Below are 26,404 nucleotides of genomic sequence, written 5' to 3'. Positions count from 1 at the left end.
TTGCGGTTGTGACTGGGGGCCCGCAGGGCGCGGAATACAGAGCATATATGGTTGCGCTACTGCGGCAGATGCTTCTCCAGCCAGGAGAGCACGTCGGCATAGACCTCATCCCGGTTCGTCTCGTTGAGCATCTCATGCCGCCCGCCGGGATAGAGCTTCATGGTCACGTCCTTCACGCCAGCGTCCCGGAAGAAGCCGCAGACCTTCCTGACGCCCTCTCCCATGCCGCCCACCGGGTCCTTATCCCCGGAGAAGAAGTAGACGGGGGTATCCTTGTCCATCCTGGACAGGTTTTCCTTCCCGGCGATGAATTGGAGTCCACCCATCATGTCGTGGTTCATGCCGGCGGTGGGCACAAAGGAGCAGAGGGGGTCGGCCACGTAGGCGTCCACGATCTGCTCGTCCCGGGAAATCCAGTCCGCACTGGTGCGGTTGGGGGCGAATTTTTTGTTGTAGGCCCCCAGGGAGAGGCTGTTGACCAGCTTATTGACCTTGCGGGGGTTGCCGATGCCCGTAAGGAATTTCCCCAGGGCCACGGTGGGGGCGGGCTCCTGCCCGGTGCCGGAGAGGATGGCCCCCGTCAGGGTGCCCGGCCAGCGGATGAGGTAGGTCCGGGCCAGAAAGGAGCCCATGGAGTGGCCCAGGAGGAAGTAGGGGAGGCCGGGGTATTTCTCCCCCGTCAGCACCCGCAGGGCCCGCACGTCGTCGGCCATATGGGTCCAGCCGTCCTGTTCGGCGATGAAGCCGTACTCCTCGGGGCCGCTGGCTGTCTTGCCGTGGCCCAGGTGGTCGTCCCCCACCACGATGAAGCCGTACCGGGTCAGATACTCCGCGAAGGGCGCATAGCGCAGGATGTACTCCGAAATGCCGTGGACCAGCTGGACCACGCCCCGGGGCTCGGTGATATCGGGCGTCCACTCCGCCGCGTGGATTTGATGGACGCCGTCGCTGGAGGGGTAGGTAAATTCCCGCAGATTCGACATGGAAAATCCTCTCCTTTCGGAACCGGCGATAAAGCGTCCGCCGCCGCCCGGCCTGCCGGCCGTCCAACGCCGCATTGTCAACGGTTCCCGTTTGTGCTAAAATGGCTGTCGTAGCTGATACAACAAGTCTACCCGCATTTGTCCCCCCCGTCAATAGACACTCCCCGCGGTCTGTCGGGGGAAGAGAAAGGATCTTGACCATGAACGTAACAGAACGTTTTCTGCGCTATGTCTCCTTCGACACCCAGTCGGACGAGGCCGGCACCACCACCCCCACCACGGAGAAGCAGAAGGTCCTGGGCGCGGCCCTGGCCGCCGAGCTGTCCCAGATCGGCCTCCAGAACGCCCACATGGACCAGTACGGCTATGTGTACGCCGCCCTCCCCGCCACCCCCGGCTGCGAGGGCGTGCCCTGCATGGGGCTCATCGCCCACATGGACACCTCGCCCGACGCCCCCGGCGCTGATGTGAGGGCCCGTATCGTGGACTACCGGGGAGGCGACATCGTCCTCAATGAGGAGAAGAACCTTGTTATGCGCGAAAAGGAGTTTGAGAGTCTGGCGAGGTACAGGGGCCAGCGGCTCATCGTCACCGACGGCACCACCCTCCTGGGGGCGGACGACAAAGCCGGCGTGGCCGAGATCATCTCCGCCGTGGAGTATCTGGCGGCCCACCCGGAGATCCCCCACGGACGTATCGCCGTGGGCATCACCCCCGACGAGGAGGTGGGCCAGGGCTCCGATCATTTCAATGTGGAGGGCTTCGGCGCGGCGGTGGCCTACACTGTGGACGGCGGCGAGCTGGGCGAGCTGGAGTATGAGAACTTCAACGCCGCCAACGCAGGCGTTTTCATCCATGGCGTGAACATCCACCCCGGCTCCGCCAAGAACAAGCTCAAAAACGCCCTGCTCATTGGCGTGGAGTTCGCGGGCCTGCTGCCTCCGGCGGAGACCCCCGCCCACACCGAGGGATACGAGGGCTTCTACCACCTGCACAACATGAGAGGGGACGAGACCCAGACCGAGCTGCACTTCCTCATCCGGGACCATGACCGGGAGAAGTTCGAGGCGAAGAAACAATTCCTCACTCAGGCGGCGGACTTCCTGAACGCCAAGTACGGCAAGGGCACCGTGGAGGTCATTATCAAAGACTCCTACTATAATATGAAGGAGCAGATCGAGCCCCATATGTACCTCATCCACCGGGCCAGGGCGGCCATGGAGAAGGCGGGAGTGAAGCCCCTGGAGGTGCCCATCCGCGGCGGCACCGACGGCGCGCGGCTCTCATATATGGGCCTTCCGTGTCCAAATCTCTCCACCGGCGGCGTGAACTTCCACGGCGTGCACGAGTATATCCCCGTGGAGAGCATGGAGAAGATGGTGGAGGTTTTGATCCATTTGGCGACGGCGGAATAATAGAGATGAAAAAAGAGGCGGTACAATACAGTACCGCCTCTTTATTACGTCGTTATGCACGCATACAGGCCTTAATTCGGTTCCAAAGCGTGTCTTTTTCGTACCCCTTGGAGACGCGGAAGGCGCGCTCGGCCTCGTCGGCCCGCCGGAGGGCGGCCTTTTCATCCCTGCCAAGGGGCGGAGCCTTGCACGCGCACTCCCTGACGATCAGCTCCAGATTCAAATTCAACGGGCGCATAGACTGCTCCTTTCCGGCAGAGGCTTTCTATAAACGGTATTACCCGCGCTTGCGGAAGCGGGCTTTGAGCCGATTCCAGAGGGTGTCGGGGACGTACCCCTTGGAGGCGCGGAAGGCGCGCTCCGCCTCCTTGGCCTGCCGCAGGGAGGCTTTCTCGTCCCGGCCCAGACCGCCGCCGGCGGACTCCGCCATCCCGGCGGTGTTTCGTATGCCGGGGCCGCTTACATTTGTACTGCTCCAAGCGCCTGCCATAGCTGACTCCTTTCCAGTGGGCCTACCCTTCTACTAAATAGATGGGGTGAGAGGGTGAAAATGTGACAGCTTTTTTGCGGATGAGTAAAAAAGACCCCCGCGCTTTTAGGCGCGGGGGTCTTGAGGGTCAGGTCAGGTTCTGGATTTTGCGGGTCAGCCGGTCGACAAGGTTCTCGTGCGCGTAGCCCCGGGACGTCCGGAACGCGCGCTCGGCCTCCTCCGCCTGCCGCAGGGCCCGCTTCTCGTCCCGGTCCGTGCCCTCCAGGAGGCCTTCGGCCACCAGGCAGGACATGAAGCCGCAGGGGAGCGTTCCGGTGCAGCCGGTATCGGTACTGTACAGACTCATAGCGACATACTCCTTTCATCTCAACATTTCAGTGGGGCCTCTTTCCAACTACAATATAACACTTCGCAAACCGAAATGCAAGAGTTCTTGCAAAAATATTTTTAATCCCGTCCATATACGACGGATATCTGTCATAATGCGGCGGACGAAGAGGCGCCGGGCTCCGCGCCAAGCCACTGATTGCAGCAGGAAAATCCTGATTTGCCTTTTCCGCGCAATTCCCGTATACTCTATACAAACCGTGATAGACAAGGAGAATGAGGACGATGGCGAAGACGTTGGTACTGGCGGAAAAGCCCTCCGTGGGCCGGGAGATCGGGCGGGTGCTGGGGTGCAGGCGCGGCGGCGACGGCTTCCTGGAGGGGGATCGCTACGTGGTCACCTGGGCGCTGGGCCATCTGGTGGAGCTGGCCGCCCCCGAGGTATACGACAAGGCGTGGGAGAAGTGGGATATGCTCACCCTGCCCATGCTGCCTGAGCATATGAAGACCGTGGTCATCAAGGAGACCACCCGCCAGTACAAGGCGGTGGCGAACCTGATGAAGCGGGGAGACATCGCGGACCTGGTCATCGCCACCGACTCCGGCCGGGAGGGCGAGCTGGTGGCCCGCTGGATTATGGAGAAGGCGGGGTGGAAGAAGCCCGCCAAACGGCTGTGGATCTCCTCTCAGACTGACAAGGCCATCAGGGAGGGCTTTCAGAACCTCCGCCCGGCCAGGGACTACGACAATCTATTCTATTCCGCCCGGGCCAGAAGCGAGGCGGACTGGCTGGTGGGTCTGAACGTGACCCGCGCCCTCACCTGCAGGTTCAACGCCCAGCTCTCCGCGGGCCGGGTCCAGACGCCCACCCTGGCCCTCATTGTGGACCGGGAGGAGGAGATTAGGCACTTCATCCCCAAGGAGTACTACACGGTCTCGGTCAAGAGCAATGGCTTCAACGCCACTTGGAGGGACAGGAGCGGCCAGGCCCGGATCTCCGACAAGGCCAGGGCCGAGGCCCTGGCGGAGCGCTTAAGCGGTAAGACCGGCGTACTTACGGAGGTGCGGAAGACCTACAAGCAGACCCCGCCTCCGGCGGCCTACGACCTCACCGAGCTCCAGCGGGACGCGAACAGGAAGTACGCGTACTCTGCCAAGGAGACATTGTCCATCATGCAGTCCCTCTATGAGATTCACAAGGTGCTCACCTACCCCCGGACCGACTCCCGCTACATCTCCGACGACGTGGTGGGTACCCTGCCCGAACGTCTGCGCAGCGTCATGGTGGACGAGTACAAGCCGCTGGCGGCGGAGATTATGCGCAATCGCCCCCTTCAGACCCGGTTCCTGGTCAATAATGCCAAGGTCACCGATCACCACGCCATCATCCCCACCGAGGAGGCTCCCGATCTCTTCCGGCTCTCCGGGCCGGAGCGGAACATTTACGACCTGGTGGTGCGCCGTTTCCTGGCGGTGCTTCTGCCCCCCTTCGAGTACGAGGAGACCAGGCTGACCCTCACCGTGGACGGCGAGACCTTTACCGCCAAGGGTAAAATCGTCAGGAACCAGGGGTGGAAGGCGGCCTACTCCCGCTTCTCCCTGGAGGAGGACGAGGAGGACGGGGAGGAGCGGGAGCAGAGCCTGCCCCAGCTCCGCCAGGGGGACCGGGTACCGATTGTCAGCGCCCGGGCCAACGTGGGCCACACGGCGCCCCCCAAACGGTATACCGAGGCCACCCTCCTCACCGCCATGGAGCACCCCCAGGCCCAGGTGAAGGACCGGGAGCAGTCCAAAATTCTGGAGGAGACCGGCGGCCTGGGCACCCCGGCCACCCGGGCGGATATCATTGAGAAGCTCTTTTCCGCATTCTACATCGAGCGGCGGGGCAAGGAGCTGGTACCCACCTCCAAGGGCGTCCAGGTGGTGGGGCTGGCCCCAGCCGACCTGCGCAGCGCCGGGCTCACCGCCAAGTGGGAAAAACGTCTGGGGGACATTGCCCAGGGCCGGGAGCGGGAGCAGGACTTTGTGGGGGAGATGCGCAAATACGCCGCCAGACTGGTGGGCGAGGTGAAGCAGAGCGACGCCACCTACAAGCACGACAACGTAAGCCGGGAGAAATGCCCCGACTGCGGGAAGTTCCTTCTGAACGTCCAGGGCAAGCGGGGGAAGATGCTGGTCTGCCCCGACCGGGAGTGCGGCTACCGCCGCAGCGTCACCCAGACCACCAACGCCCGCTGCCCCAACTGCCATAAGAAGATGGAGCTGCGGGGCGAGGGGGAGAACCAGATGTTCGCCTGCGTGTGCGGCTACCGGGAGAAGCTCTCCGACTTTAAGAAGAAGCGTGAGAACGGCAGCGCGGGCAAGCGGGATGTGCAGAAGTTCCTGCAGAACCAGCAGGAGGAGAAGGGCCCATCCGCCATGGCCGAGCAGCTCAAGAAGTGGATGGAGCAGCAGGGAAAATGACGGGGAGCCTGGAGGCCGACGGAAGCTGAAGCTACCCCGGCAAAAAGCGCTTTGCCGGGCGTGGGTGTGCTGCGCCTGTGCGGAAACCGTCCCATTTGAAACGGAGCGCGAAATTATTTTGGAAAACCCCTTGACCTTTCACCAGGTGAAAGGTATACCATGGGGCCATCGAGAGGTGACTGGCAGTGAAAATCAACGAGGTGGAGGAGCTGGTGGGCGTCACCAAGCGCAACATCCGCTACTACGAGAAGGAGGGACTCCTCTCTCCGGGCCGTAACAGCGACAACGGCTACCGGGACTACACCGAGGCGGACGTGGCGGAGCTGAAGAAAATCAAGCTCCTGCGGAAGCTGGATGTGCCCATGGAGGAGATCCGCCGGATGCAGAGCGGCGCGCTCACCCTGACCGACGGCCTGCGCCGCCATGTCATCACCCTGGAACGGCAGCGGGCCAATCTGACCACCATGCAGGCGCTGTGCGCCAAGGTGGTGGAGAGCGGCGAGCAGCTCGCTGGGTTGGACACCGACCGCTACCTCTCGGATATGGCACAGATGGAACAGGAGGGGACCCGGTTCGTGAACATTAAGAAAAGAGATACCATTACCCGTTATGTGGGGCCGCTGGCCGCGGCGCTCTGCTTCATCGCCCTGATGGGCGGCGTCATCGCCCTGCTGGTGTGGGCCTTCACCACGGACCCGGCGGACGCGCCGCCGCTGCCGTTGGTCGTTTTCTTCGTGGCCATCCCGGCGGTGGTGATCGTCGGCGTGCTGATTGCGCTGCTGCAGCGGTTCAAACAGATCAAAGGAGGGGAAGAGGATGCTGCTTCTCAATATTAACTACATCCCGGACAGAAAAATCCAGGCCCTGGGGCTGGTCAAGGGCAGCGTAGTCCAGTCCAAGAGCTTCGGCAAGGACTTCATGTCCGGCATGAAAAACCTGGTGGGCGGCGAGGTGGAGGCCTATACCGGACTCATGATCCAGGCCCGCCAGATTGCCACCAAGCGTATGGTGGACGAGGCCGAGGCCCTGGGGGCCGACGCCATTATCAGCGTGACCTACACCAGTTCCTCCATCATGCAGGGGGCGGCGGAGGTGACCGCCTACGGCACGGCGGTGCGGATTACGGGTGAGAAGGCATGAGGCTGCACAAGTCTACATTCCTCTGCATCGCCGCCGTGGTGCTGACGCTGATTCTGGCGGCTGCGGCCTGGTTCCTGCTGCCGGACAGCGTGGGGATGCAGCTGGGCGTCTCCGGCCAGGTGCAGAATTTCATGCCCAAGCCGCTGGCCCTGCTGCTGCCTGTGGGCCTCTGCGCGGTGGGTACGGGCCTCTCCTTCACGGAGGAGCGCAGGACCGCCGGCTTGATTTTGGCCCTCATCTCCCCGGTGCTTGTCGTCATTACAATTTTTATGAACCATTCCTTCTAGAAGCTGTCATCAAGCACCCGGCCCGTCCCGCTTAATGACAGACCCTGATAAGCGAGGCGGCGTCCCGCCCCGCCTTATGACACCCAAGAGGAGTAAAAATATGCTAAGTATTCAACACTTTTCCAAGACCTACCCCGGCGGAAAAAGAGCCGTGGACGACCTGAATCTCAACGTTGCACCTGGTGAAATCTTTGGTTTCATCGGCCATAACGGCGCCGGTAAGACCACCACGCTCCGTGCGGTGGCGGGCGTGATGGACTTTACGGAGGGCACCATCACCATCGACGGGCACGATATCCGGCGGGAACCCACCGCAGCCAAAAAGGTCACGGCCTTTCTGCCCGACAACCCGGATCTATACGACTTCCTCTCGGGCATCCAGTACCTGACCTTCATCGCCGACCTCTACGACATCCCCCAAAAAGACCGTCAGGCGCGGATTCAAAAGTATGCCGAAGCCTTTGAGATCACCGGCAACCTGGGCAGCCCCATCGGCAGCTACTCCCACGGCATGAAGCAGAAGCTGGCGCTCATCTCCGCCCTGATCCGGGAGCCCAAGCTCCTGATTCTCGACGAGCCCTTCGTGGGCCTGGACCCTGTGGCCTCCCACCTGCTCAAGGGATACCTCAGTGAGATCTGCGGGCGGGGCGGGGCGGTTTTCTTCTCCACCCATGTGCTGGAGGTGGCGGAGAAGCTCTGCCACAAAATCGCCATCATCAAGGGCGGCGTTCTGGTGAAGAGCGGCGTCACCGAGGAGCTGGTGGGCGACTCCACCCTGGAGAACGTGTTCCTGGAGCTGGAGGGGGAGGGGAGCTGATGCGCAAGTTTTATGCTCTGGTCAAGCTCAACCTGAAGGCCATGCTCTCCTCCTTCCGCTTCGGCGGCGGGAAGAAAAGGAGGCGGGCGGCCTCCGGCCTGGGCGCGCTCATTTTCATGGCGGTGCTGGCGTTGTACCTCTCGGGGACGTACAGCTTTATGTTTGCCGCCCAGCTGGCCCCCATCGGAATGCTCAAGCTGGAGATTCTGATGATGAGCGTGCTGGCCGTGGTCATGGGGCTGGTATTCACCCTGTTTGCGGCCCAGGGGGTTATTTTCGGCGGGAGGGACAACGATCTGATGCTGGCCATGCCGGTCTCCGCCTTCTCCCTGATGCTGGCCAGGACCCTGGCCCTCTATGTTGAAAATCTGGTTTTTACCCTCTTTATCATGATGCCGGCCGGGGTGGCCTATCTGGTCTTCGGCGGGGGCGGCGGGGCGGTGTTCCTGATCGTCCTGACGCTGTGCACCCTCTTCCTGGCACTGGTTCCCACCTTCTTCTCCCTGATCTTCGGCTTCGTGCTGGCATGGGCCTCGGGCAAGCTGGGCGGCCGGAGCAAGCTGCTGTCCAATCTTCTGTATCTGGCGGCCTTCGCGGTCTTCATGGTCCTTCTGATGCGGATGAATCTGGCCATGGGCGACCTCGCGTCCTACGCCATGGGGATTGAGGGGGCTTTTTCCGGCTGGGGGCTGCCCTTCCTGCTGCTGGCCCAGGCCGCCTGCGAGGGGAACATTCTCTCCCTGCTGGGCTTTGTGGCCTTCTGCGTGGCGCCCTTCCTGCTGGTGGTGTGGCTCTTCGCGGGGCGGTATAAGAAGATTGTCACCAGCCTGGGCGCCCGCAGCGCCCGGTCGGACTACCGCCTGGGCCGTGTCTCCGCCTCCGGCGCCCGCAGCGCCCTGCTGAAAAAAGAGGCCGGGAAGTTTTTCGGCACGCCCATCTACCTTTTTAATTCGGGCATGGGACTGATTCTCCTGCTGGGCGCGGCCGCCGCCGCCCTGGTTTTTAAATCCAAGCTGGGCGGCCTGCTGGCTGAGCTTGAGGCGGCAGGCAGCGGGCTGCCTGTCCTGCCCCTGGCTGCGTTGGCGGTGTGCTTTCTGCTCTCCACCGTCATGATCACCGCGCCCTCCATCAGCCTGGAGGGGAAGCAGCTGTGGATCTTGAAGGAGGCGCCCATCTCCGCCCGGGGCGTCTTCCTGGTGAAGGTGGGCTTTCAGCTCCTGCTGGAGCTGCCCAGCCTCCTGATCTCCACAATCTGTCTGGCGTTTGCCCTGGGCCTGAGTGCCGTGGACTGGCTGCTGCTCTTCGCGCTGGGCGCTGCGCTCAGCGTCTGCACCGCCCTGCTGGGCCTCTTCGCCAATCTTTGCATGCCCAAGCTGGACGCCCCCAACGACACGGTGGTGGTCAAGCAGTCCGCGTCGGTCATGGTGGCTATGCTGGGAGGCATGGGGTTGGTGCTGGCGGGCGCCGTCCTCTTTGTGCTGACCCGGGGACTTCTGGGCCCCACCCTGGCCCTGCTGCCCGGGCTGGTTCTCTTCCTGGCGGGCTGCGCCGTCCTCTGGCGGCTGCTGGCCACCCGGGGCGAGCAGATGTTCCTGGAGCTCTGATTTTATCTGAAACAGGCGGCGCGGAAGCTTCCGCGCCGCCTGTTTTTTTCGTCCGCCGGGGAACAATGGATGGAAAAGTGCGTCCAATAGAATGAACCCCCCAACAAACGGTAAAAGGAGAATCGGCATGAAACTGAAGTCAATTCTGTGCACAACCCTCTCCGCCGCCCTGCTCTGCGCCGGGGCTTTTGCGGCGGGCGTGTCTGGATCTCAAGGCGGGGAGAGCGTCACCTCCCTGCCCCTGGCCCCCGCCGGGGAGGCGGAGCAGCCTGTGCCGCCGGGCTACGACATCGCCCAGTGGAGCGTGAGTATGCCCGTCATGGTCTACGGCACAGCCACCGTGGAGGAGGGCCGCGTCCTCCTGGAGAACGACAACGAGTCCTCCGCCTGCCAGCGCATCATCCTGAACGTCAATGAGGACACCGTGATTCTGGACGCCGTGACCGGTGCGGTAAAGACCGCCGACGACCTGAAGACCGGCGATACCCTCTACGCCTATGCGGGGCCCGCCATGACCCGGAGCCTGCCCCCCATCGCCAACGCGGCTGTCGTCCTGTGCAATATCCCCGCCGACTTCGGCGTGCCCATCTATGCCGAGGTTCAGCAGGTCCTCCCCGGCGAGGACGGCAAGGTGAGCGTCCTCATGACCGGGGATATCATCCTCCACATGAGCGAGGAGACTGAGCTGCTGCAGGGCCCCGGCTTTACATGCGGGAATACGTTCCTGAGCGATATACGGCCCGGTACCAGGCTTCTCTCCTGGTACAGCATGGTCATGGAGAGCTACCCCAGCCAGGCCGTGCCCTCCAAGGTCCTGGTGTTCCCCTCCGCCTACACGGGCTATACCGATATGAGTGACGGCGGGAATATCACTGTTAACGGCGAGCAGCTGGGCGCCGCGGCCTACGAGGCGGACGGCGTCCTGATGGTACCCGTCCGCGCCCTTGCCGAGGCCCTGGGCTGCGAGGTGGCCTGGGACCCCGCCCGGCCCGACACGGTCAGCGTGACCCGGGACGGCCAGCCCCTCTATTCCTTTCAGGTGGGCGGGGACGCCGCCACCTTGGAGGGGGATATGGTGGTGGGCCTGAGGGCCGCGAGCGCGGCGAAGGGCGGCGTGGCCTACCTTGCAGCCGACGACCTCATCTCCTTCCACCGCATAAAGCTGACGGGACGCTGGCCGGTGCTCTGATCGGCGCGTAGAATCGGTCACATGAAAGCGGCGGCGCCTCTGCACGAGGCGCCGCCGTCAGGCTGTCAAAGGAGCCCTTCTGAGCTGCTTTGACGGCAGGCTATATGACGGATGGGGCTCAATTTTTTGAGAAAAAGTCGCTCCATCCGTTATGAGAAATGTCATTTCTGAGGCGTATGTCCCCGGAAATGACGAATTTTAGCTTTATTCCGTTGTCAACGGACTGTGAGGCCTTCTCTGCGGGAGGGGGCGACATGCCGCCGTCTTGACTTGACAGAGAGATTCTCCGCCGGGACCTCTGGCGGGGCCTGCGGCAAAATAACGGCGATGACCTCTCCGGAGCGCTTCGGAGGCCAGTGACAAATAGTGACAAAACAGGACTGGGGGCTTGTTCCCCGGGCGCCGTTGCTGTAGAATGAAACATACGAGCGGAGCGGCCACACCGGCCCGCTCTATTTTTTGAAAGACCCGGAGGTCTCCGCCATGAAAAAATTCTTTTCCCGCCTGAGTGCCGCAGCCCTGGTGCTGGCGCTGCTGTGCACCCCAGCCTTCGCCCTCACGCCTCAGCAGGCGGGAGAGCTTTTAAACCTGTACTATGTGGATGAGGTGCCCCAGCGGGTGCTGGAGCAGACCACGGTGGAGTCCATGCTGGCCGAGCTGGGTGACCCCTACACCCAGTACTTCGATGCGGACACCTATCAACTCTTTCTGGACAGCATGCGGGACGCCAACCTGACGGGTATCGGCGTGAGCATGCAGATGGAGGCGGAGGGGGCGCTGATCACCCAGGTCATTGCGGACACTGCCGCGGAGGAGGCGGGACTGCTGCCGGGCGATATAATCACCGCCGTGGACGGCAACGCCGCCGCCGGAGCGGCGCTGGAGCAGATCAAGGCCTGGGTGACCGGCGAGGAGGGGACCAGCGTCACGGTCACGGTCCTGCGGGATGGCCGCTCCCGGGACTATATGCTGGTGCGGCGCGTCGTGGTAATCCCCGCCACAGAGACCACCCTGCTGGACGGACACATCGGCTACATCCGCTGCACCACCTTCGGCCAGGAGACCCTGGGCCACTTTGAGGACGGCATCAGCGCCAACGACGGCGCCGTGGACCGCTGGATTGTGGACCTGCGGGGCAACGGCGGCGGGGAGATAAACGCCGCCGTCCAGTCCGCCGGGGCCTTTGCGGGGTCTGGAAATCTGCTCTACCGCCGGGACAACGAGGGGCTCTACGGCGTCTACCGCCGGGAGGCGGGCCAGTCCTCCCTGGACCCCGTGGTGGTCCTGGTGAACGGCGATACGGCCAGCTCCTCCGAGATCTTTGCCTCCATCATCCGAGACCAGCAGGCGGGAATCGTGGTGGGCAGCCGGACCTACGGCAAGGGGGTGGCCCAGGTTCTGCTGGACGGGGAGAGCTACGAGGACTGCTTCGGGGAGGGGGACGCCCTCAAGGTGACCGCATACCGCTTCTTTTCCCCTCTGGGAGCGACCAACGATAAAATCGGCATCATCCCCCATCTGCTGGTGGACGACGCCTACGCCGCCGACGTGGCTTATCTCCTTGCGGGCTCCAACCCCAAGGGGGACACCGGCGGGATGCTGCGGGTGGACATGAAGTGGCGCTGGTATGTGGACCTGGAGACCGCCGCGTCCGACGCGGGAAAGCCGGCATTTACCGCCCTGCTGGAGGCCCTGCCGCCCTCCGCCAACCTCTGGCTTGGCACCGGCGGCGCCGAGGGCTGGCGGGAGACCACCGCCGCCGAACTGGTTGAGGAATACGGCCTGACCGGCTACGCCTCCCGGGCCTTTACCGACCTGGCGGACGAGCCCTTTGCCGACGCGATTAACACCCTGGCGGCCTATGATATCGTCAGCGGCTCCGGGGACGGGACCTTCCGGCCCGACGGGGAGCTCACCCGCGCCCAGTTCTGCGTCCTGCTGGCCAACGCCATGCGGTACACCACCAGCCGGACCGGGAGCGCCTTTGCCGACGTGAAGAGCGGCGAGTGGTACGCCCCCGCGGTAAACGCCCTCTATGAGCAGGGGATTGTCAGCGGCTACAGCGACGGGCTCTTCCACCCCGACGACCCCATGGACCACAGTCAGTTCCTCACTATACTGGGCCGGGTGGCCCCGGAGCTCTGCATGAATTTCCATGACGCGGCCGGGTCTGAGCACACCGCCGGCCTGGGGGACTACTGGGCATGGCCCGCCTGGTCCCGGGAGTCCATGTGGCTGCTGGACGGCAGTCAGGCCAATCTCTTCGGCCAGAGCATGAGCCTGCTCTGGGACACTCTGGACAGCATCCAGCCCGATGGAGTCACCACCCGCCGGGAGGCCGCCGTGATGGTCTATAACCTGCTGATTGCCGCCCGCATTCTGCCCGCGTAAGACAGGTAAGCAGGGAATTGAGAGGACGGAGGAACAGATTTCCAGGCCGGCGTGCGCGCCGGTTCGCAATGACGGCAAAGAGCGCTCGCCTTTGAGGCTGTCCGCAGCCTCTGTCATTGTGGGCCATTGCGAAGTATGGCGCGGCAATCAATATTCCCCGTCCCATTTTGACCTGACACGAGAGAGTAGGGACGCCATGCGTAAAAAACTTCTGCCGCTGATTCTGTGCTGTGCGCTGCTGCTGGCGGGGTGCACGGCGGAGCCGTCCCCTGCGCCCACGCCGACTCCCACGCCCAGCGTGAGCGTGGAGGAACCCCGGCCCGTCCCCGCCGTCCAGATCGCCCTCATCCGGGACTATATGGGCCCAGACTGCCGGGGGACCGACGGGGGGCTGCTCGACGGCTACGGGGGCGCCATTCGCGTTCAAAAGCTGGACCTTATCTGCGACGGCGAGACCGTCACCGGCACGGTGGAGGGGGTCCGCGCCGGGTTCAGTGATTTTGAGTCGGGCTGCACCTATTTCCGCACCGGGGTCCGGGGCGTGGTCGGGGCGGCTGGCGGCGTCCCCTATGTGGAGCGGCTGACCTATGGGGATTGTCAAAGAGGACCGGGCATCCACATCCAGCGGGTGGAAGAGGCGATCACGGACGAGAACCGCCGGATCGTCGCCCGCCGCTGGTACGATCAGCCTGTGATTTACGATCCGGATTCCGAGGGAACTGAGGCGGTAAACGAATATTTTGAGACGGAATGTCAGACCTTCATGGACGATGCAGAGGGATTCTTTTGGGGTTCGGCCGAGGGGCTGCTAGAGCTCGCCGGGACCGACAGATTCGTTGACCAGAATCTGCGGGAGACCGTCACGACGGAAGTGACCTATCTGGACGAGTTGCTGCTCAGCGTCAATAAGACCTGCAACTGGTTCATGGCCGGCACCAGCCCGATCCACTACGCCGGGGACACCTTCGACCTGCGCTCCGGTCAACGGCTGGACCTGGACTATTTCGTCAAGGTGGACATCGCGGACTTCAATGACTGGGTGACCGATCAGGTGTGCGCCATTGCGTGGGAGCGGGAAGAGGTGGAGGACTGCTATAGCGGCCTGACCTTTGCCGACTACCAGTACGCCTACGACGGCGATAGCGTGATTATCTTTCTGGAGGAGCCCTTCGTGGCGGGCGGCGCGCCCGTGCTGCGCTACAAGCTGTGAGAAAACCCCCGCCCTGATACTCTAGCGGAGTATCAGGGCGGGGGTTTTTAATTCCGCTGTTTGAGAGGGGCGGCGGTCTTGTAGGGCGCGGCATCCTTGACGCGCCGGGGGAGATAAGCGGGGATGCCATGAATAGACATGGCCCATGGGGCGCGAGGCTTTGGGTAAAGTCGGTGCAGGGCGGATGCTTGCCCCCGCTGCGGTGTGGTCTACGACAGCAGCAGCTTGTCGTCCGCCTCATCGCTCCCGCTGACCTTGCTGAACATCTCCAGCAGGCCCTCCACGGTGAGCCTCTGCTTCTCCTCGCCGGCCACGTCGATGGCGATACGCCCGTCGTACATCATGATGAGCCGGTTTCCGTGTGCGATGGCGTCGCGCATATTGTGGGTAATCATCAGGGTGGTGAGGCTGTCCCGCTGGACGATTTTTTCGGTGGTGTCCAGCACCTTGGCCGCCGTCTTGGGGTCCAGGGCGGCGGTATGCTCGTCCAGGAGGAGAAGCTTGGGCTTCCGGAGGGTGGCCATCAGCAGGGTAAGGGCCTGCCGCTGTCCGCCGGAGAGCAGCCCCACCTTGGAGGTGAGCCGGGCCTCCAGCCCCAAATCCAGTATTTTTAAGAGCTCCTTGTACTGCTCCCGCTCCGCCTTGGTGATACCCATGCGCAGGGTGCGTCCCTGGCCCCGGCGCATGGCGAGGGCGAGATTTTCCTCAATCTGCATGGTGGCCGCGGTGCCGGTCATGGGGTCCTGGAAGACCCGTCCCACGTACTTGGCCCGCTTGTGCTCGGGCAGGCGGGTCACGTCCACGCCGTCGATGGAGATGCGCCCCTCGTCCACGGGCCACACGCCGGCCACGGCGTTCAGGAGCGTGGACTTGCCCGCGCCGTTGCCGCCGATGACGGTGACGAAGTCCCCGTCGTTCAGGGTGATGGAGACGCCGTTCAGGGCCCGCTTCTCATTGACGGTCCCGGCGTTGAAGGTCTTATAGATGTTCTGAATCTCAAGCATGGGTGGCGTCTCCTCTCTTCACGGGCTTGGAGAAATACTTGCCCTTCCAGTAGGGGATGGCCAGGAAGACGGCCACAATGAGGGCGGTGATGAGCTTCATATCGTCTCCGCTCATACCCAGGCCGATGACCACCTGGTACACCACATAGTAGATGATGGAGCCGATGGCCACGCTGAGAAGCTTCAGCGCGAAGTTGCGGAAAATCTTGCCGAAGATGACCTCGCCGATGATGACGGCGGCCAGACCGATGACGATGGCGCCCCGGCCCATGCTCACGTCTGCGAAACCCTGATACTGGGCCAGCAGCGCGGAGGAGAGGGCCACCAGCCCGTTGGAGAGCATCAGCCCCAGCACCTTGGTGAAGTTGGTGTTGATGCCTTGGGCCCGGCTCATATTGGGGTTGGAGCCGGTGGCGCGAAGAGAGGAGCCCAGCTCCGTGCCGAAGAACCAGTACAGCACCGCGATGGTGAGCACCACCGCGATCCCCACCACGAAAATGGGGTTTTCAAGGCTCAGAACCTTCACGTTCCGCGAGGAGATGAGCAGGTCGTAATTGTTGGCGTTGATGGGCTGGTTGGACTTGCCCATGATGCGCAGGTTGACCGAGTACAGGGCCAGCTGGGTCAGGATACCGGCCAGGATGGCGGGAATGCCGCAGAAGGTGTGAAAGAGGCCCGTCATAAGGCCGGCGGCCATGCCGGCCAGGAAAGACAGCAGCAGAGCCGCCCAGATGGGCATGCCGGCCACCGTGGCCATGATGAACACGGCGCCGCCGGTGCACATGGTGCCGTCCACCGTCAGGTCGGCCACGTCCAGAATTTTGTAAGTAATGAATACGCCGATGGCCATGATGCCCCAGATCAGTCCCTGTGAGACCGCGCCGGGCATGGCGTTGAGCAGTGCTGCGGGATTCATAGCGTCTCCTTCTTCCTCTTAGCGTTCGATATGTATAAAAGGCTATATACGTCATTAGTCTAGCAAAAAACAGCGAGAAAGGGAAGCCCCTTTCTCGCTGTTTTACATTTTTATGTAGATGTTCTCACGCTCTGCACCTTCTGCAACGGGAGATAAGCCCAGACTCCGGGAAAAATGCCGCCGGGCCTCACGGGAGACGGCCCGCCCTGTTTTTTCATCTGCGTCTTGTCTTATCTCCCTGCTCCCGGGCGTACCGCGCTTCCCTCAGCCGATGGCCTCGTATCCCTCGGGAGGCGTCAGGCCCAGGTCGGCGCAGATATCCGCGTTGTACTTGGGCGTGAAGTTGGGGGCATACTCAACGGGCATGGTGGACACGTCGCTCTCGCCGGTGAGAATCTTGACGGCCATCTTGCCGGTGGTCTGGCCCAGGTCGTAGTAGCTGATGGACAGGGTGGCCACGCCGCAGCCCCGGGCGATGCCCTCCTCGCCGCAGATGACGGGGATCTTGGCGGGGCGGCAGATGTTGTCGATGATGCCGGTATTGGCGGCCACGGTGTTGTCGGTGGGGACGTAGATCACGTCGGAGGCGGCCACGGCGGACTCCGTCACGGCGGCCAGATCGTTGGAGTCGGAGAAGGAGTAGAGGGTGGCGGTGTAGCCCAGCGCCTCCAACTCGGTCTTCACCACGTCCACCTGATACTGGCTGTTGGGCTCGGCGGAGCAGTAGATGAGCCCAACGTTCCTGGCGTCGGGGAACCACTCCTGGACCATGGCGGCCTGGTCGGCCAGGGGGGCGAGGTCGGAGGTGCCGGAGACGTTGCCGCCCACGGTGCCGGTAAAGTCCTTGATGCCCATGGCCACGCCGTACTCAGTGACCGAGGTGCCCAGGATGGGAATGTCCACGGTGGCGGCGGTGGCGGCCTGGAGGGCGGGGGTGGCGTTGGCCAGGATGAGGTTTACGTTTGAGGCCACAAACTGGTTGATGATGGTGGAGCACATGGGAATGTCGTTGGAGGCGTTCTGCTCATCAAAGGTCACCTGGCCGGGCAGGGCCTCGTTGATGGCGTCGATGAAGCCCTTGGTGGCGGCGTCCAGCGCCTCGTGCTGGACCAGCTGGCAGATGCCCACGGTGTAGCTGGCGGCGGCGTCAGGCGTGTTTGCGGGGGCGGCGCTGTTCGACGGCTCCGCAGCGGACTGGGACGGCTCGGGGGAGGGGGAAGTGCCGCTCTCACCGCCGGTCGGATTGCCGCCGCAGGCGGCCAGGGACAGGAGCATGGCCCCGGCCATGAGAATGGATGTCAGCTTAGACAGTTTTTTCATTTCATTAACCTCCATATTTGGCTCTTTAGCGCTTTTAGGTGCTAAAGACACCGGGTACAAAAAAAGTGCCTCTCAGCTTGATTGTTCACATTATAATAACAGCAGGCGCGATTGTCAACCCTTAATTTTTGTCAAGCTGCCTCGGACCCTCCGCTGCCCGCCTTGAAACGACAGTGATATCGGCGTACCGCCCGCCGACGAGATCAAATGATGTTCACGGCTTAGTCATAGACTTTTTGCGGCGACTATGGTATTATCAAACGGAATATAGGCAAATAAAAGCAATGCAAACGGAGGCATTCCCATTGAGGATAGATGTATTGGGCGTCGGCTTTGACGACGTGACATTGGAGGAAGCGGCGGATATCGGCGGCGTGCTGGCCGGTTCGGAGGGCTTTTCCTATGTGGTGACCCCCAACCCGGAGTTCCTGCTCCAGGCGAAGAAGGACGAGGAATTCCGCGCGGTGCTGAACGGCGCGGGTCTGGTGCTGGCCGACGGCGTGGGCGTGGTGAAGGCGGCAGGCATTCTGGGCCGCCCGCTGAAGGGCAGGGTGCCCGGTATCGACTTCGCCGCCCGGCTCCTGGCGCATATGGCGAAGACGGGCAGGCGGCTCTTTCTGCTGGGGGCCAAGCCCGGCGTTGCGGAGACCGCCGCCGCCAACCTGCAAAAGCAGTACCCCGGCCTGATGGTCTGCGGCACCCACGACGGGTATTTTAAGGAGGACGGTCCCATTGTAGCCGAAATCCGGGAGGCCCATGCCGACGTGGTCTTCGTCTGCCTGGGCGCGCCCAGACAGGAGTTCTGGATGGCCCGCAACGGTAAGGACACCGGCGCCCACCTGATGGTGGGCCTGGGCGGAAGTCTGGACGTATTTTCCGGCGTGGTGGAGCGGGCTCCGGAGGCCTGGCAGAAGACAGGCATGGAGTGGCTCTACCGGCTGCTGAAGGAGCCAAGGCGCATCGGCCGGATGGCGAAGCTGCCCATGGTGCTGGTGGACGCGGCTGTTTGCCGCGTCAGCGGCAGGCGGAAATAGGAAATGAAAGAGGAAGGGTGAAAAAGCGGCGCGGGTATGGGTCCCGCAATGCCGGGTGCAGGTGAGGCGGCAGTCTTTCCACAGCCGCTCCTCCCCTTTGCGCAACTCACCTTTTGCTGTTTGGAGTGAATTCAGTGAACGGAAAGCTAATCGTCTTTGAGGGCACCGACGGATCGGGCAAGTCCACCCAGTTCGCCCGGCTGTGCGCCCGGCTGGAGGACGCGGGGAAGCCCTTTGAGCGGCTGATTTTTCCCCAGTATCAGGAGCCTTCGTCGGCCCTTTTGAAGATGTACCTGAACGGGGAGTTCGGCGCCCGGCCGGACGACGTGAACGCCTACGCGGCCTCCACCTTCTACGCGGTGGACCGCTATGCCGCCTGGAAAAAGGTGTGGGGGGAGTACTACCGGAGCGGGGGGCTGGTCCTGTCGGACCGGTACACCACCTCCAACGCAGTCCACCAGACCTGCAAGCTCCCCGAGGAGGAGTGGGAGGGGTTCCTCCGCTGGCTCTTCGATTTCGAGTGCGGCAAGCTGGGCCTGCCGGAGCCGGACCTGGTGGTCTACCTGGATATGCCCACGGACAGGGCTGTGGAGATGCTCCGTTCCCGGGAGAACGCCACCCACACCAAGGGGGACATCCACGAGGTGGACACCGCGTATCTTGCCAAGTGCCGGCGCACGGCCCATGCGGCGGCCGCGCTCTACGGCTGGCGGACCGTCTCCTGCGTGGACTGCGCGGGACGGGTGCGCGGCATTGAGGAAATCCATGAAGAGGTCTGGTCGATTGTCCGGGGGACAATCGGCTGAAAGAAAAAAGCGGAAAAAAGCGCGGATGAAGAGGGGCCGCACCGGAACGGGCGATTGGCCGATTCTTTTTTCCAGCTCTTTTCCATTTCATTTTGGGGGTGCTCTTATGGTATATATCCTTTTGGGCGAGGGCTTTGAGGAGTCCGAGGCGCTGGTGCCTGCGGACCTGCTGCGCCGCGCGGGCGCCGAGGTGGCGCTGGTGGGGCTGGACGGCGGCGAGGTCACCGGCGGCCACGGCATCACCGTGAAGGCCGACGTGACCCTGGACCAGGTGGACGCGGAGCAGATGCAGATGCTGGTGCTTCCCGGGGGAATGGGGGGCGTGGAGGCCATTCAGATGAACCTCTTTGCCATGGCTCTGGTGCAGCAGGCCTACGATAAGGGCTGCTGGCTCTGCGCCATCTGCGCGGCCCCCACCATTCTGGCCCACATGGGACTGCTGGACCGCCGCAAGGCGGTCTGCTATCCCGGACTGGAGGACGGGATGGGCTCCGCCGTGGTGAAAAAGGGCGAGCGGGTGGTGGCCGACGGGCGCATCATCACCGGCGAGGCCGCCGGCTCCGCCTTCGCCTTCGGCCTGAAGCTGGTGGAGGCCCTCAAGGGGCCCGACGCGGCCGGGCGGGTGCGCAAGTCCGTCCACTACCATGGCTGAGACCAAGGCGGAGGTCCGGGCGCGCGTCCGCGCCTGGATGAAGGGCGCCGACCCTGCGGCTCTGCGGGCGAGCGACGACGCCCTGTTTGAGCGCTTCCTCACCCTGCCCGAGTTGGCGCGGGCGGAGACGGTCCTGCTCTTCCACGGCATGGGGGCCGAGCCGGACACCGCCCGGCTGATCGCCCCTCTCCTTGACCTGGGCAAAACGGTGGCCCTGCCGCGCTGTATGCCGGAGCGGGCCATGGAGGCCCGGACCGTGACGGCCGCCGCTGTTCTGGTGCGCCACCGCTACGGGATGCTGGAGCCGGGGGAGGACTGCCCACTGCTGTCCAAGGACAAAATCGAGCTGATTTTGGTACCCGGCCTGGCTTTTGATAAAAATGGTTATCGACTGGGCCAGGGCGGGGGATACTATGACCGTTACCTGGAAAATTTCACCGGGCACACCGCGGCCCTCTGCCGGGACGCGCTCCTGATGGACGCGGTCCCGCGGGAGGCTCACGACCGGCCGGTGGAGCTGGTGGTGACGGAGAGGCGGATCCTGCGCAGAGTGTAAAGCGAAATGCGCGGAAGCCCTGCGGCGCTCAATGATTTTACACGGTTTAGCCTGTCCGACCGCTGCCCGCGCAGAGCGGGCCCTTCCGGGCCCGCCGCGCGCTCAAGGCAGGAGATTAAGTAGGGGAGCCGGGGTGTTTGGCTCAGCAGCAGCCGCAGCCGTCGTTGCACCCGCAGCCACAGCCGTTGTTGCACCCGCAGCCGTTGTTGCAGCCGCAGCCACAGCCGCAGGAGTTGCCGCCCCAACCGCCGCCGCAGCAGCAGCACAGGATGATGATGATCAGGATGATCCACAGGCAGCCGCTGCCGCCCCAGCCATTGTTACCACAACACATAAAACATTCACCTCACATAAGATTGAGGAATCGGGAGCGTTTCGCTCTCTTTCCTTCACGACCCATACTATGTCTGCCCCAGGAGGGTGGTTCCCGGGGGACAAAGACATTTCAAATTGTTTTCGGAAATCAGATTGGAGTTGTCGCAATGTCAGAGTACGAAGAGAGAAAGCCCGCTCACCAGGGGGGCTCCGGCGCCCGTCAGGGCGGCGGTTCCCGCGTGGCCGGGTCTCAGGGCGGCCAGCCGCCCCGGAAGAGGCGCCGTCGCCGCCGCCGCATGGGGGCGCTGGGCGCGCTGCTGTACGTGGTGCTGGTTATAGGCGTGTCCGCCCTCCTGGCCGGCCTGGGCTGGGTCTGGGCGGGGGACGTGCTGGCCCTCAACAAGGAGGAGCACGCCGCCGTCATCACCCTGCCGGAGGACATCTTCACCTATACCGAGGTGACGGACGGGGAGGGCAATCCCTCCAAGGTCTCCAGTGCCGACATGGGGTATGTGGCCGACGTGCTTTCTGAGAACGGCCTCATTGAGCAGAAGTGGCTCTTCCGCCTCTTCGCCGCCTTTACCCACGGGGACGAGGAGATCGCCCCCGGCACCTATAACCTGGACACCGATATGGACTACCGGGCCATCATCAAGAATATGAGCCTTAAATCGGCGTCCAAGACCGAGGTCACCGTGCTCATCCCCGAGGGCTCTACGGCGGAGCAGGTCTTCGCCCTCCTGGCGGAGAACGGCGTGTGCAGCGTGGACGAACTCCGTGAGACCGCCGCCAATTACGACTTTAAGTTCTCCTTCCTCAAGGGGGTGCTCCCCCTGGGCGATTCCAACCGGCTGGAGGGCTACCTCTTCCCGGACACCTACAATTTCTATAAGAACTCCAGCGCCGTGACGGTGCTGAACAAGATGCTCCTGCGCTTCGACGAGGTCTTCACCGAGGACATGCGGGAGAAGGCGGCGGCCAACGGCCAGACCGTCCACGACATCGTCACCATCGCCTCCCTCATTGAGAAGGAGACCACCGGCGACGACCAGACCAGCATCTCCGCGGTGATTTACAACCGCCTCTACAAGCAGAACTCCGAGACCAACGGCAGGCTGGACATCGACGCCACCATCCAGTATATCCTGCCCGAGCGGAAGGAGAAGCTCTCCGACGCGGACAAGACCATCGACAGCCCCTACAACACCTATCTATACGCCGGACTGCCCGCCGGTCCCATCGCCAACCCCGGACAAGCCTCCCTCCGCGCCGCCATGAATCCCGCCGACGCGGGCTACTACTTCTACGCCCTGGGCGACGACGGCGCGCACCACTTCTTCAAGACCTACGCCGAGCAGCGTGCCTTCATCGGCACGCAGGAGATCTACAACAATGGCTGAGGGAAACCGCGTGACCAATGAGCCCGCCTCCGGCCGGCATGCCCGGCCGGAGGTGCTGGCTCCGGCGGGCGACATGGAGCGGCTGCGCATGGCGGTGGCCTACGGGGCCGACGCAGTCTATCTGGCCGGAAACCAGTTTGGAATGCGCACCTTCGCGGGCAATTTCTCCCCGGCGGAGCTGGAGGAGGCCGTGAAGCTCTGTGCCGCCCGGGGCGTGCTGGTCAATGTGACCTGCAACACCATGCCCCGCAACGGCGAGGTGTCGCGTCTGCCCGAGTGGCTGGAGTACCTGGACAGCCTCCGGGTCAACGCCGTCATCGTGGCCGAGGTGGGCACCCTGGCCCTGGCGAAGAGGTACGCCCCCCATCTGGACGTCCACATCTCCACCCAGGCCAGCATCGTAAACTTCCAGTGCGCCTCCGCCTGGTACGACCTGGGCGCCAAGCGGGTCATTCTGGCCCGGGAGCTCTCTCTGGACGAGATCCGGGAGATCCGCGCCAGGACGCCCATGGACCTGGAGATCGAGTGCTTCGTCCACGGGGCCATGTGCGTCAGCTACTCGGGCCGCTGCCTCCTCTCCAACTATATGACCGGCCGGGACTCCAACCGGGGGGCCTGCGCCCAGCCCTGCCGCTACCGGTACGCCCTGGTGGAGGAGAAGCGCCCCGGCGAGTATTTCCCCGTCTGCGAGGACGGGGAAAATACCTACATTATGAACTCCCGCGACATGTGCATGATTGACCACATTCCCGAGCTCATCGACGCCGGGGTGGACAGCTTTAAAATTGAGGGCCGGGCCAAGAGCGCCTACTATGCCGCCGTCATCACACAGGCCTACCGAAGGGCGGCCGACGCCGCCCTGGCGGGAGTTCCCCTGGACGGCGTCTGGCGCGACGAGGTGGAGCATGTGAGCCACCGGCACTACTCCACCGGCTTCTACTTCGGCCAGCCGGGGCAGTACACCGAGGATTCCCGCTACATCCGGGACTGGCAGGTCTGCGCCCTGGTGGAGTCCTGCGGCGCAGACGGAGCCGCCGTGCTCTCCCTGCGCAACAAATTCGCCGTGGGGGACGAGCTGGAGCTGGTCGGCCCCGGCGTGCGGCCCACGGCCTTCACTGTGCCCGATATGACCGACGGCGGCGGGCTGCCCCTCCTTGAGGCCCGCAAGCCGGAGATGAAGCTGCACATGAGGCTCCCCGTCCCCGTGCCGCCCCTGTCCCTCCTGCGGAGAAGAGTACAGGCACAGGGCGCGGCCCAATAAGCCCCGCCTCCCGCGGCAATCCGCAATTTCCATTCCAACGGAGCCGCTGCGCTCCCCTTCGCCTCTCATTTCTAAAGGAGCGTGAACCGCCCTTGACCAAAACCCTTCCCACCCGCCGCCGGGACTTCGACCTGCTGCGGGTGTGCTCCATGGCGGCGGTGGTGTATCTGCACACCGCCGCGGGCGCCCTGCGCCAGAGTCCGGATACCGCCCTGTGGCACTTCTCCAATGTGTTCGCATCCCTGGGCACGGCGGCGGTGCCCCTCTTTTTCATGCTCTCCGGGTCGCTTCTCATGAGCTCGGAGAAAACCGCCGACCCGGCCTATGTCCTCCGCCGCCGGGTGCCCAGAGTGCTGGTGCCCGGCCTCGCCTGGTCCCTGCTCATTATCGCGTTTATCTGGGTGAGGGAGGGGGGCGCAGCGGCGCTGTCCAGGCTGCTGGCCCTGCCGTATACCACCGTGCTCACCCCCTACTGGTTCCTCTACGCGCTGGTGCCCATGTACCTTCTGTCCCCGCTTTTAAAGCGCATGGTGGACAATCTGGAGCGCAGGCACTGGAACTATCTTATGGGCCTGTGGGTGCTGGTCACGCTGGGCCTGCACACTCTGCGCTTTTTTATCCCCGAGCCCTGGAACGGCCTGGTGACGGAGAATATGACCCTGGGTGTGAGTCTGTTGGAGGGATATCTGGGCTACTTCCTCCTGGGCCCCTGGCTGGACGGAATCAGGAAGCTCCCCTCCCGTGGACTGCTGTGGGCCGTTTTCCTGGCCGACTGGGCGGTGATTGCCCTGGGAACCTGGGGCATGACCAGTGCCAAGGGCTGGTACGGCGAGTGGTTTTCAAGCTACCAGGGGCTCTTCGCCATGGTGCTGGCCGCCTCCATCTTCCTGCTGGTCAAGAGCTGCTGCGGGGGAGGACGGGGGAGCGGGCGGCGGCTGGTGCTCCTCTCAAGCTGCTCCTTCGGGGTCTATCTGGCGCACCCCCTTGCCATCAAGGTGGTGGAGTGGGCCTGGGTCCGTCTGACAGGCGGGCCCTCCACGGGCATTCCATCCCAGGTTTGCATCTGGCTCGCTGCCCTGGCCGCCTGTGTGCTGGGGGTTGTACTGGTATCCAGCGTCAAGCCGCTGTGCTACCTCGTCACCGGCCAAACGTTTTCCACGGCCTGTGCAGAGAGCAACCTGTTTTCCCTCTTCCGCCGTCGGTAGAATAAAAGGATGGGCGCCCCGCCGAACGGCGGGGCGCCCATCCTTTTATTCTATTAAGCGTGCGCAATTCCGGCGTACTTCGCGATCTCCCCGCTCACCGTACACAAATCCTCCGTGGACAGCTCGTGGATGTCCCCGTGTCCGGTGCACCGGGCAAAGGACCGCAGCTCCTCGGTGGAGGCGTTCAGGAAGTTGGCGACCCGCCTGGCCCCGGTCCCCACCACCAGCCGCCCGCGCAGCTCCGGGTCCTGGGTGGCGACGCCCATGGGGCAGCGGTCATTGTGGCAGACCCGGTAGCGCTGGCAGGCAAGGGCGATGAGGGCGGCGGAGGCCACCGCCACGGCGTCGGCCCCCATGGCCAGGGCCTTGACGAAGTCCCGGCTGGTGCGCAGTCCGCCGGTGATGACCAGCTGACAGTCCATGCCGTGCTCGTCCAGGAACCGGCGCGCCCGGGCAAGGGCGTATATCGTGGGCACGCTGGAGGCGTCCTTGAGGAATTTGGGTGAGGAGCCGGTGGCCCCGCCCCGGCCGTCGAAGGTGACAAAATCCGGGGCCGCGCTCATCAGAAATTCCAGGTCTTTTTCAATGTGCCCCGCCGCCAGCTTCACGCCGATGGGACGCCCGCCGCTGCGCTCACGCAGCTCGTCCACCAGTTCCTTCAAATCGGCGGGGGTCTTGAGGCGGGAGAAGTGGGAGGGGCTGATCACATCCTGTCCCTGGGGCTTGCCCCGGATGGCGGCAATTTCCGCCGTGACCTTGCCGCCGGGCAGATGGCCGCCCATGCCGGGCTTGGTGCCCTGGCCGATTTTAATCTCAATGGCGTCGGCGTTTTGAAGGTTCTCGTCGGTGACGCTATAGAGGTTGGGGACGTACTCAAAGATATACCTGAAGGCCTCCGCCCGCTCTTCGGGCAGGATGCCGCCCTCGCCGCTGCACATGGCGGTCTTCGCCAGGGCGCTGCCCCGGCTGAGGGCCACCTTGGTCTCTTTGGAGAGGGCGCCGAAGCTCATATGGGAGATGTAGACGGGCGTTTCCAGCACCATGGGCCTCCTGGCCCGCTTCCCGATGACGGTCCGGACGTTCACGGGCGCGCCGTCGTCCAGGGGCTGCCGGGCAAGCTGTGCGCCCAAAATCAGAATCTCGTCAAACCCGGGCACATGCATCAGGGTCTCCATGGGTTCGGTAACGCTCCGCCCGGTCTCGGCCAGGGCGTGTATCTCGTCAATCACGCCGCCGTCGTGCTTCACCAGCTCCTCCGGCCAGGCGAGAGGGTTCACATCCCTGGCCGCCGGGGCGGGAGCGCTTTCTCCGGCCTCCTCCACCTTCTCGTACAGAGCCTTGGGCGCATGGCACAGCGGGCAGGTCCAGTCCTCCGGGAGCGCGCTGAAGGGGACGCCCTCCTTGACGTCGTCGTAGACAAATCCGCAGATCTGACACTTGTATTTGGCCATAGGACACCTCCGTATTTTGTTGATAATTGCATTATAGCACAGGATTTTGGAAAAGGTCCCGGGATGGCGGAAAAAGATTTGACAAACGGAGGAATTGTGGTACAATGACTAAGCTAAAGGCCATGAAGGAGCCAAGTTTGTCACGCCGCGATGAGCGAGAGGGGATGG

Annotated in this window: 26 protein-coding genes; 17 read left to right on the top strand and 9 right to left on the bottom strand. The window is 63.5% G+C overall.

All coding sequences use genetic code 11. The annotated features are described in order from the left end of the window. Positions 1–56: 56 nt before the first annotated feature. Positions 57–983: an alpha/beta hydrolase gene (locus H8S62_RS09615; RefSeq protein ID WP_186919128.1), complete on the bottom strand. Its 927-nt coding sequence runs from the start codon at positions 981–983 to the stop codon at positions 57–59. A 200-nt stretch (positions 984–1,183) separates the two neighbouring features. On the opposite strand from H8S62_RS09615, the gene pepT reads away from it, so the two are divergent. Continuing rightward, a complete protein-coding gene (pepT, locus tag H8S62_RS09610; RefSeq protein ID WP_155147367.1) occupies positions 1,184–2,398 on the top strand; it encodes a peptidase T in 1,215 nt (404 codons plus the stop codon). A 52-nt stretch (positions 2,399–2,450) separates the two neighbouring features. Here pepT and H8S62_RS09605 read toward each other — a convergent pair whose 3' ends face one another. The 3 genes from H8S62_RS09605 to H8S62_RS09595 all read right to left on the bottom strand — a co-directional run bounded on the left by H8S62_RS09605 (position 2,451) and on the right by H8S62_RS09595 (position 3,234). After that, a complete protein-coding gene (locus H8S62_RS09605; protein WP_155147365.1) occupies positions 2,451–2,636 on the bottom strand; it encodes a hypothetical protein in 186 nt (61 codons plus the stop codon). Between the two features lie 39 nt (positions 2,637–2,675). After that, complete coding sequence (locus H8S62_RS09600; RefSeq protein ID WP_186919127.1) at positions 2,676–2,888, bottom strand: hypothetical protein; 213 nt, start codon at positions 2,886–2,888, stop codon at positions 2,676–2,678. A 127-nt stretch (positions 2,889–3,015) separates the two neighbouring features. Beyond that, on the bottom strand, positions 3,016–3,234 hold the full coding sequence (locus tag H8S62_RS09595) for a hypothetical protein (protein ID WP_186919126.1): 219 nt from the start codon (positions 3,232–3,234) through the stop codon (positions 3,016–3,018). A 266-nt stretch (positions 3,235–3,500) separates the two neighbouring features. On the opposite strand from H8S62_RS09595, the gene H8S62_RS09590 reads away from it, so the two are divergent. The 9 genes from H8S62_RS09590 to H8S62_RS09550 all read left to right on the top strand — a co-directional run bounded on the left by H8S62_RS09590 (position 3,501) and on the right by H8S62_RS09550 (position 14,316). After that, entirely contained in the window at positions 3,501–5,678 is a 2,178-nt protein-coding gene (locus tag H8S62_RS09590; RefSeq protein WP_186919125.1) for a DNA topoisomerase III, read from the top strand. Between the two features lie 185 nt (positions 5,679–5,863). Further along, complete coding sequence (locus tag H8S62_RS09585; RefSeq protein ID WP_173023820.1) at positions 5,864–6,514, top strand: MerR family transcriptional regulator; 651 nt, start codon at positions 5,864–5,866, stop codon at positions 6,512–6,514. Beyond that, positions 6,495–6,818, top strand: a complete 324-nt coding sequence (locus tag H8S62_RS09580; RefSeq protein WP_186919124.1) for a YbjQ family protein — start codon at positions 6,495–6,497, stop codon at positions 6,816–6,818. The genes H8S62_RS09585 and H8S62_RS09580 overlap by 20 nt, the downstream gene beginning before the upstream one ends. Beyond that, entirely contained in the window at positions 6,815–7,105 is a 291-nt protein-coding gene (locus H8S62_RS09575; protein ID WP_155147353.1) for a DUF1648 domain-containing protein, read from the top strand. Before H8S62_RS09580 ends, H8S62_RS09575 begins: the two co-directional genes overlap by 4 nt. 100 nt (positions 7,106–7,205) lie before the next feature. Further along, positions 7,206–7,922 carry an ABC transporter ATP-binding protein gene (locus H8S62_RS09570; protein WP_155147351.1) on the top strand — a complete coding sequence of 239 codons (717 nt, stop codon included), beginning with the start codon at positions 7,206–7,208 and terminating at the stop codon, positions 7,920–7,922. Further along, positions 7,922–9,526 carry a hypothetical protein gene (locus H8S62_RS09565; protein WP_186919123.1) on the top strand — a complete coding sequence of 535 codons (1,605 nt, stop codon included), beginning with the start codon at positions 7,922–7,924 and terminating at the stop codon, positions 9,524–9,526. Before H8S62_RS09570 ends, H8S62_RS09565 begins: the two co-directional genes overlap by 1 nt. A gap of 127 nt (positions 9,527–9,653) precedes the next feature. Beyond that, positions 9,654–10,715 (top strand): copper amine oxidase N-terminal domain-containing protein, encoded by a 1,062-nt coding sequence (locus tag H8S62_RS09560; protein ID WP_186919122.1) that lies wholly within the window; start codon positions 9,654–9,656, stop codon positions 10,713–10,715. Between the two features lie 483 nt (positions 10,716–11,198). After that, on the top strand, positions 11,199–13,106 hold the full coding sequence (locus tag H8S62_RS09555) for a S41 family peptidase (RefSeq protein ID WP_186919121.1): 1,908 nt from the start codon (positions 11,199–11,201) through the stop codon (positions 13,104–13,106). 196 nt (positions 13,107–13,302) lie between these two features. Further along, a complete protein-coding gene (locus tag H8S62_RS09550) occupies positions 13,303–14,316 on the top strand; it encodes a hypothetical protein (RefSeq protein ID WP_186919120.1) in 1,014 nt (337 codons plus the stop codon). Positions 14,317–14,525: 209 nt separating this feature from the next. On the opposite strand, the gene H8S62_RS09545 is transcribed toward H8S62_RS09550, so the two are convergent. The 3 genes from H8S62_RS09545 to H8S62_RS09535 form a co-directional block, all read right to left on the bottom strand. Further along, entirely contained in the window at positions 14,526–15,320 is a 795-nt protein-coding gene (locus tag H8S62_RS09545) for an ABC transporter ATP-binding protein (protein WP_186919119.1), read from the bottom strand. Beyond that, positions 15,313–16,236 (bottom strand): ABC transporter permease, encoded by a 924-nt coding sequence (locus H8S62_RS09540; RefSeq protein WP_155147339.1) that lies wholly within the window; start codon positions 16,234–16,236, stop codon positions 15,313–15,315. The genes H8S62_RS09545 and H8S62_RS09540 overlap by 8 nt, the downstream gene beginning before the upstream one ends. Before the next feature lie 264 nt (positions 16,237–16,500). Further along, positions 16,501–17,556 carry an ABC transporter substrate-binding protein gene (locus tag H8S62_RS09535; protein ID WP_186919118.1) on the bottom strand — a complete coding sequence of 352 codons (1,056 nt, stop codon included), beginning with the start codon at positions 17,554–17,556 and terminating at the stop codon, positions 16,501–16,503. 305 nt (positions 17,557–17,861) lie between these two features. Here H8S62_RS09535 and H8S62_RS09530 point away from each other — a divergent pair, with 305 nt between their 5' ends. From H8S62_RS09530 to H8S62_RS09515, 4 genes are all read left to right on the top strand, one after another. Continuing rightward, positions 17,862–18,590 carry a WecB/TagA/CpsF family glycosyltransferase gene (locus H8S62_RS09530; RefSeq protein WP_186919117.1) on the top strand — a complete coding sequence of 243 codons (729 nt, stop codon included), beginning with the start codon at positions 17,862–17,864 and terminating at the stop codon, positions 18,588–18,590. Between the two features lie 134 nt (positions 18,591–18,724). Beyond that, positions 18,725–19,396, top strand: coding sequence for a deoxynucleoside kinase (locus tag H8S62_RS09525; RefSeq protein ID WP_186919116.1), 672 nt, complete (start codon positions 18,725–18,727; stop codon positions 19,394–19,396). Between the two features lie 106 nt (positions 19,397–19,502). Next, positions 19,503–20,048: a DJ-1 family glyoxalase III gene (locus tag H8S62_RS09520; RefSeq protein ID WP_155147332.1), complete on the top strand. Its 546-nt coding sequence runs from the start codon at positions 19,503–19,505 to the stop codon at positions 20,046–20,048. Then, positions 20,041–20,604, top strand: a complete 564-nt coding sequence (locus H8S62_RS09515; RefSeq protein WP_155147330.1) for a 5-formyltetrahydrofolate cyclo-ligase — start codon at positions 20,041–20,043, stop codon at positions 20,602–20,604. Before H8S62_RS09520 ends, H8S62_RS09515 begins: the two co-directional genes overlap by 8 nt. Positions 20,605–20,746: 142 nt before the next feature. Here H8S62_RS09515 and H8S62_RS09510 read toward each other — a convergent pair whose 3' ends face one another. Continuing rightward, a complete protein-coding gene (locus H8S62_RS09510; RefSeq protein ID WP_155147328.1) occupies positions 20,747–20,938 on the bottom strand; it encodes a hypothetical protein in 192 nt (63 codons plus the stop codon). A 148-nt stretch (positions 20,939–21,086) separates the two neighbouring features. On the opposite strand from H8S62_RS09510, the gene mltG reads away from it, so the two are divergent. The 3 genes from mltG to H8S62_RS09495 all read left to right on the top strand — a co-directional run bounded on the left by mltG (position 21,087) and on the right by H8S62_RS09495 (position 24,785). Further along, positions 21,087–22,319, top strand: coding sequence for an endolytic transglycosylase MltG (gene mltG / locus H8S62_RS09505; protein WP_155147326.1), 1,233 nt, complete (start codon positions 21,087–21,089; stop codon positions 22,317–22,319). Then, positions 22,312–23,580, top strand: a complete 1,269-nt coding sequence (locus tag H8S62_RS09500) for a peptidase U32 family protein (protein WP_155147323.1) — start codon at positions 22,312–22,314, stop codon at positions 23,578–23,580. Before mltG ends, H8S62_RS09500 begins: the two co-directional genes overlap by 8 nt. Positions 23,581–23,672: 92 nt before the next feature. Then, positions 23,673–24,785 carry an acyltransferase gene (locus tag H8S62_RS09495; RefSeq protein ID WP_243141774.1) on the top strand — a complete coding sequence of 371 codons (1,113 nt, stop codon included), beginning with the start codon at positions 23,673–23,675 and terminating at the stop codon, positions 24,783–24,785. A gap of 53 nt (positions 24,786–24,838) precedes the next feature. On the opposite strand, the gene H8S62_RS09490 is transcribed toward H8S62_RS09495, so the two are convergent. Further along, a complete protein-coding gene (locus H8S62_RS09490) occupies positions 24,839–26,236 on the bottom strand; it encodes a glutamate synthase-related protein (protein WP_186919115.1) in 1,398 nt (465 codons plus the stop codon). Positions 26,237–26,404 lie beyond the last annotated feature (168 nt).

Origin of the sequence: Lawsonibacter faecis (assembly GCF_014287675.1) — a bacterium.
GTDB lineage: Bacteria > Bacillota > Clostridia > Oscillospirales > Oscillospiraceae > Pseudoflavonifractor > Pseudoflavonifractor faecis.
Note: the sequence above shows the minus strand (reverse complement) of the source record. Positions and strands in the feature narration are given on the sequence as shown.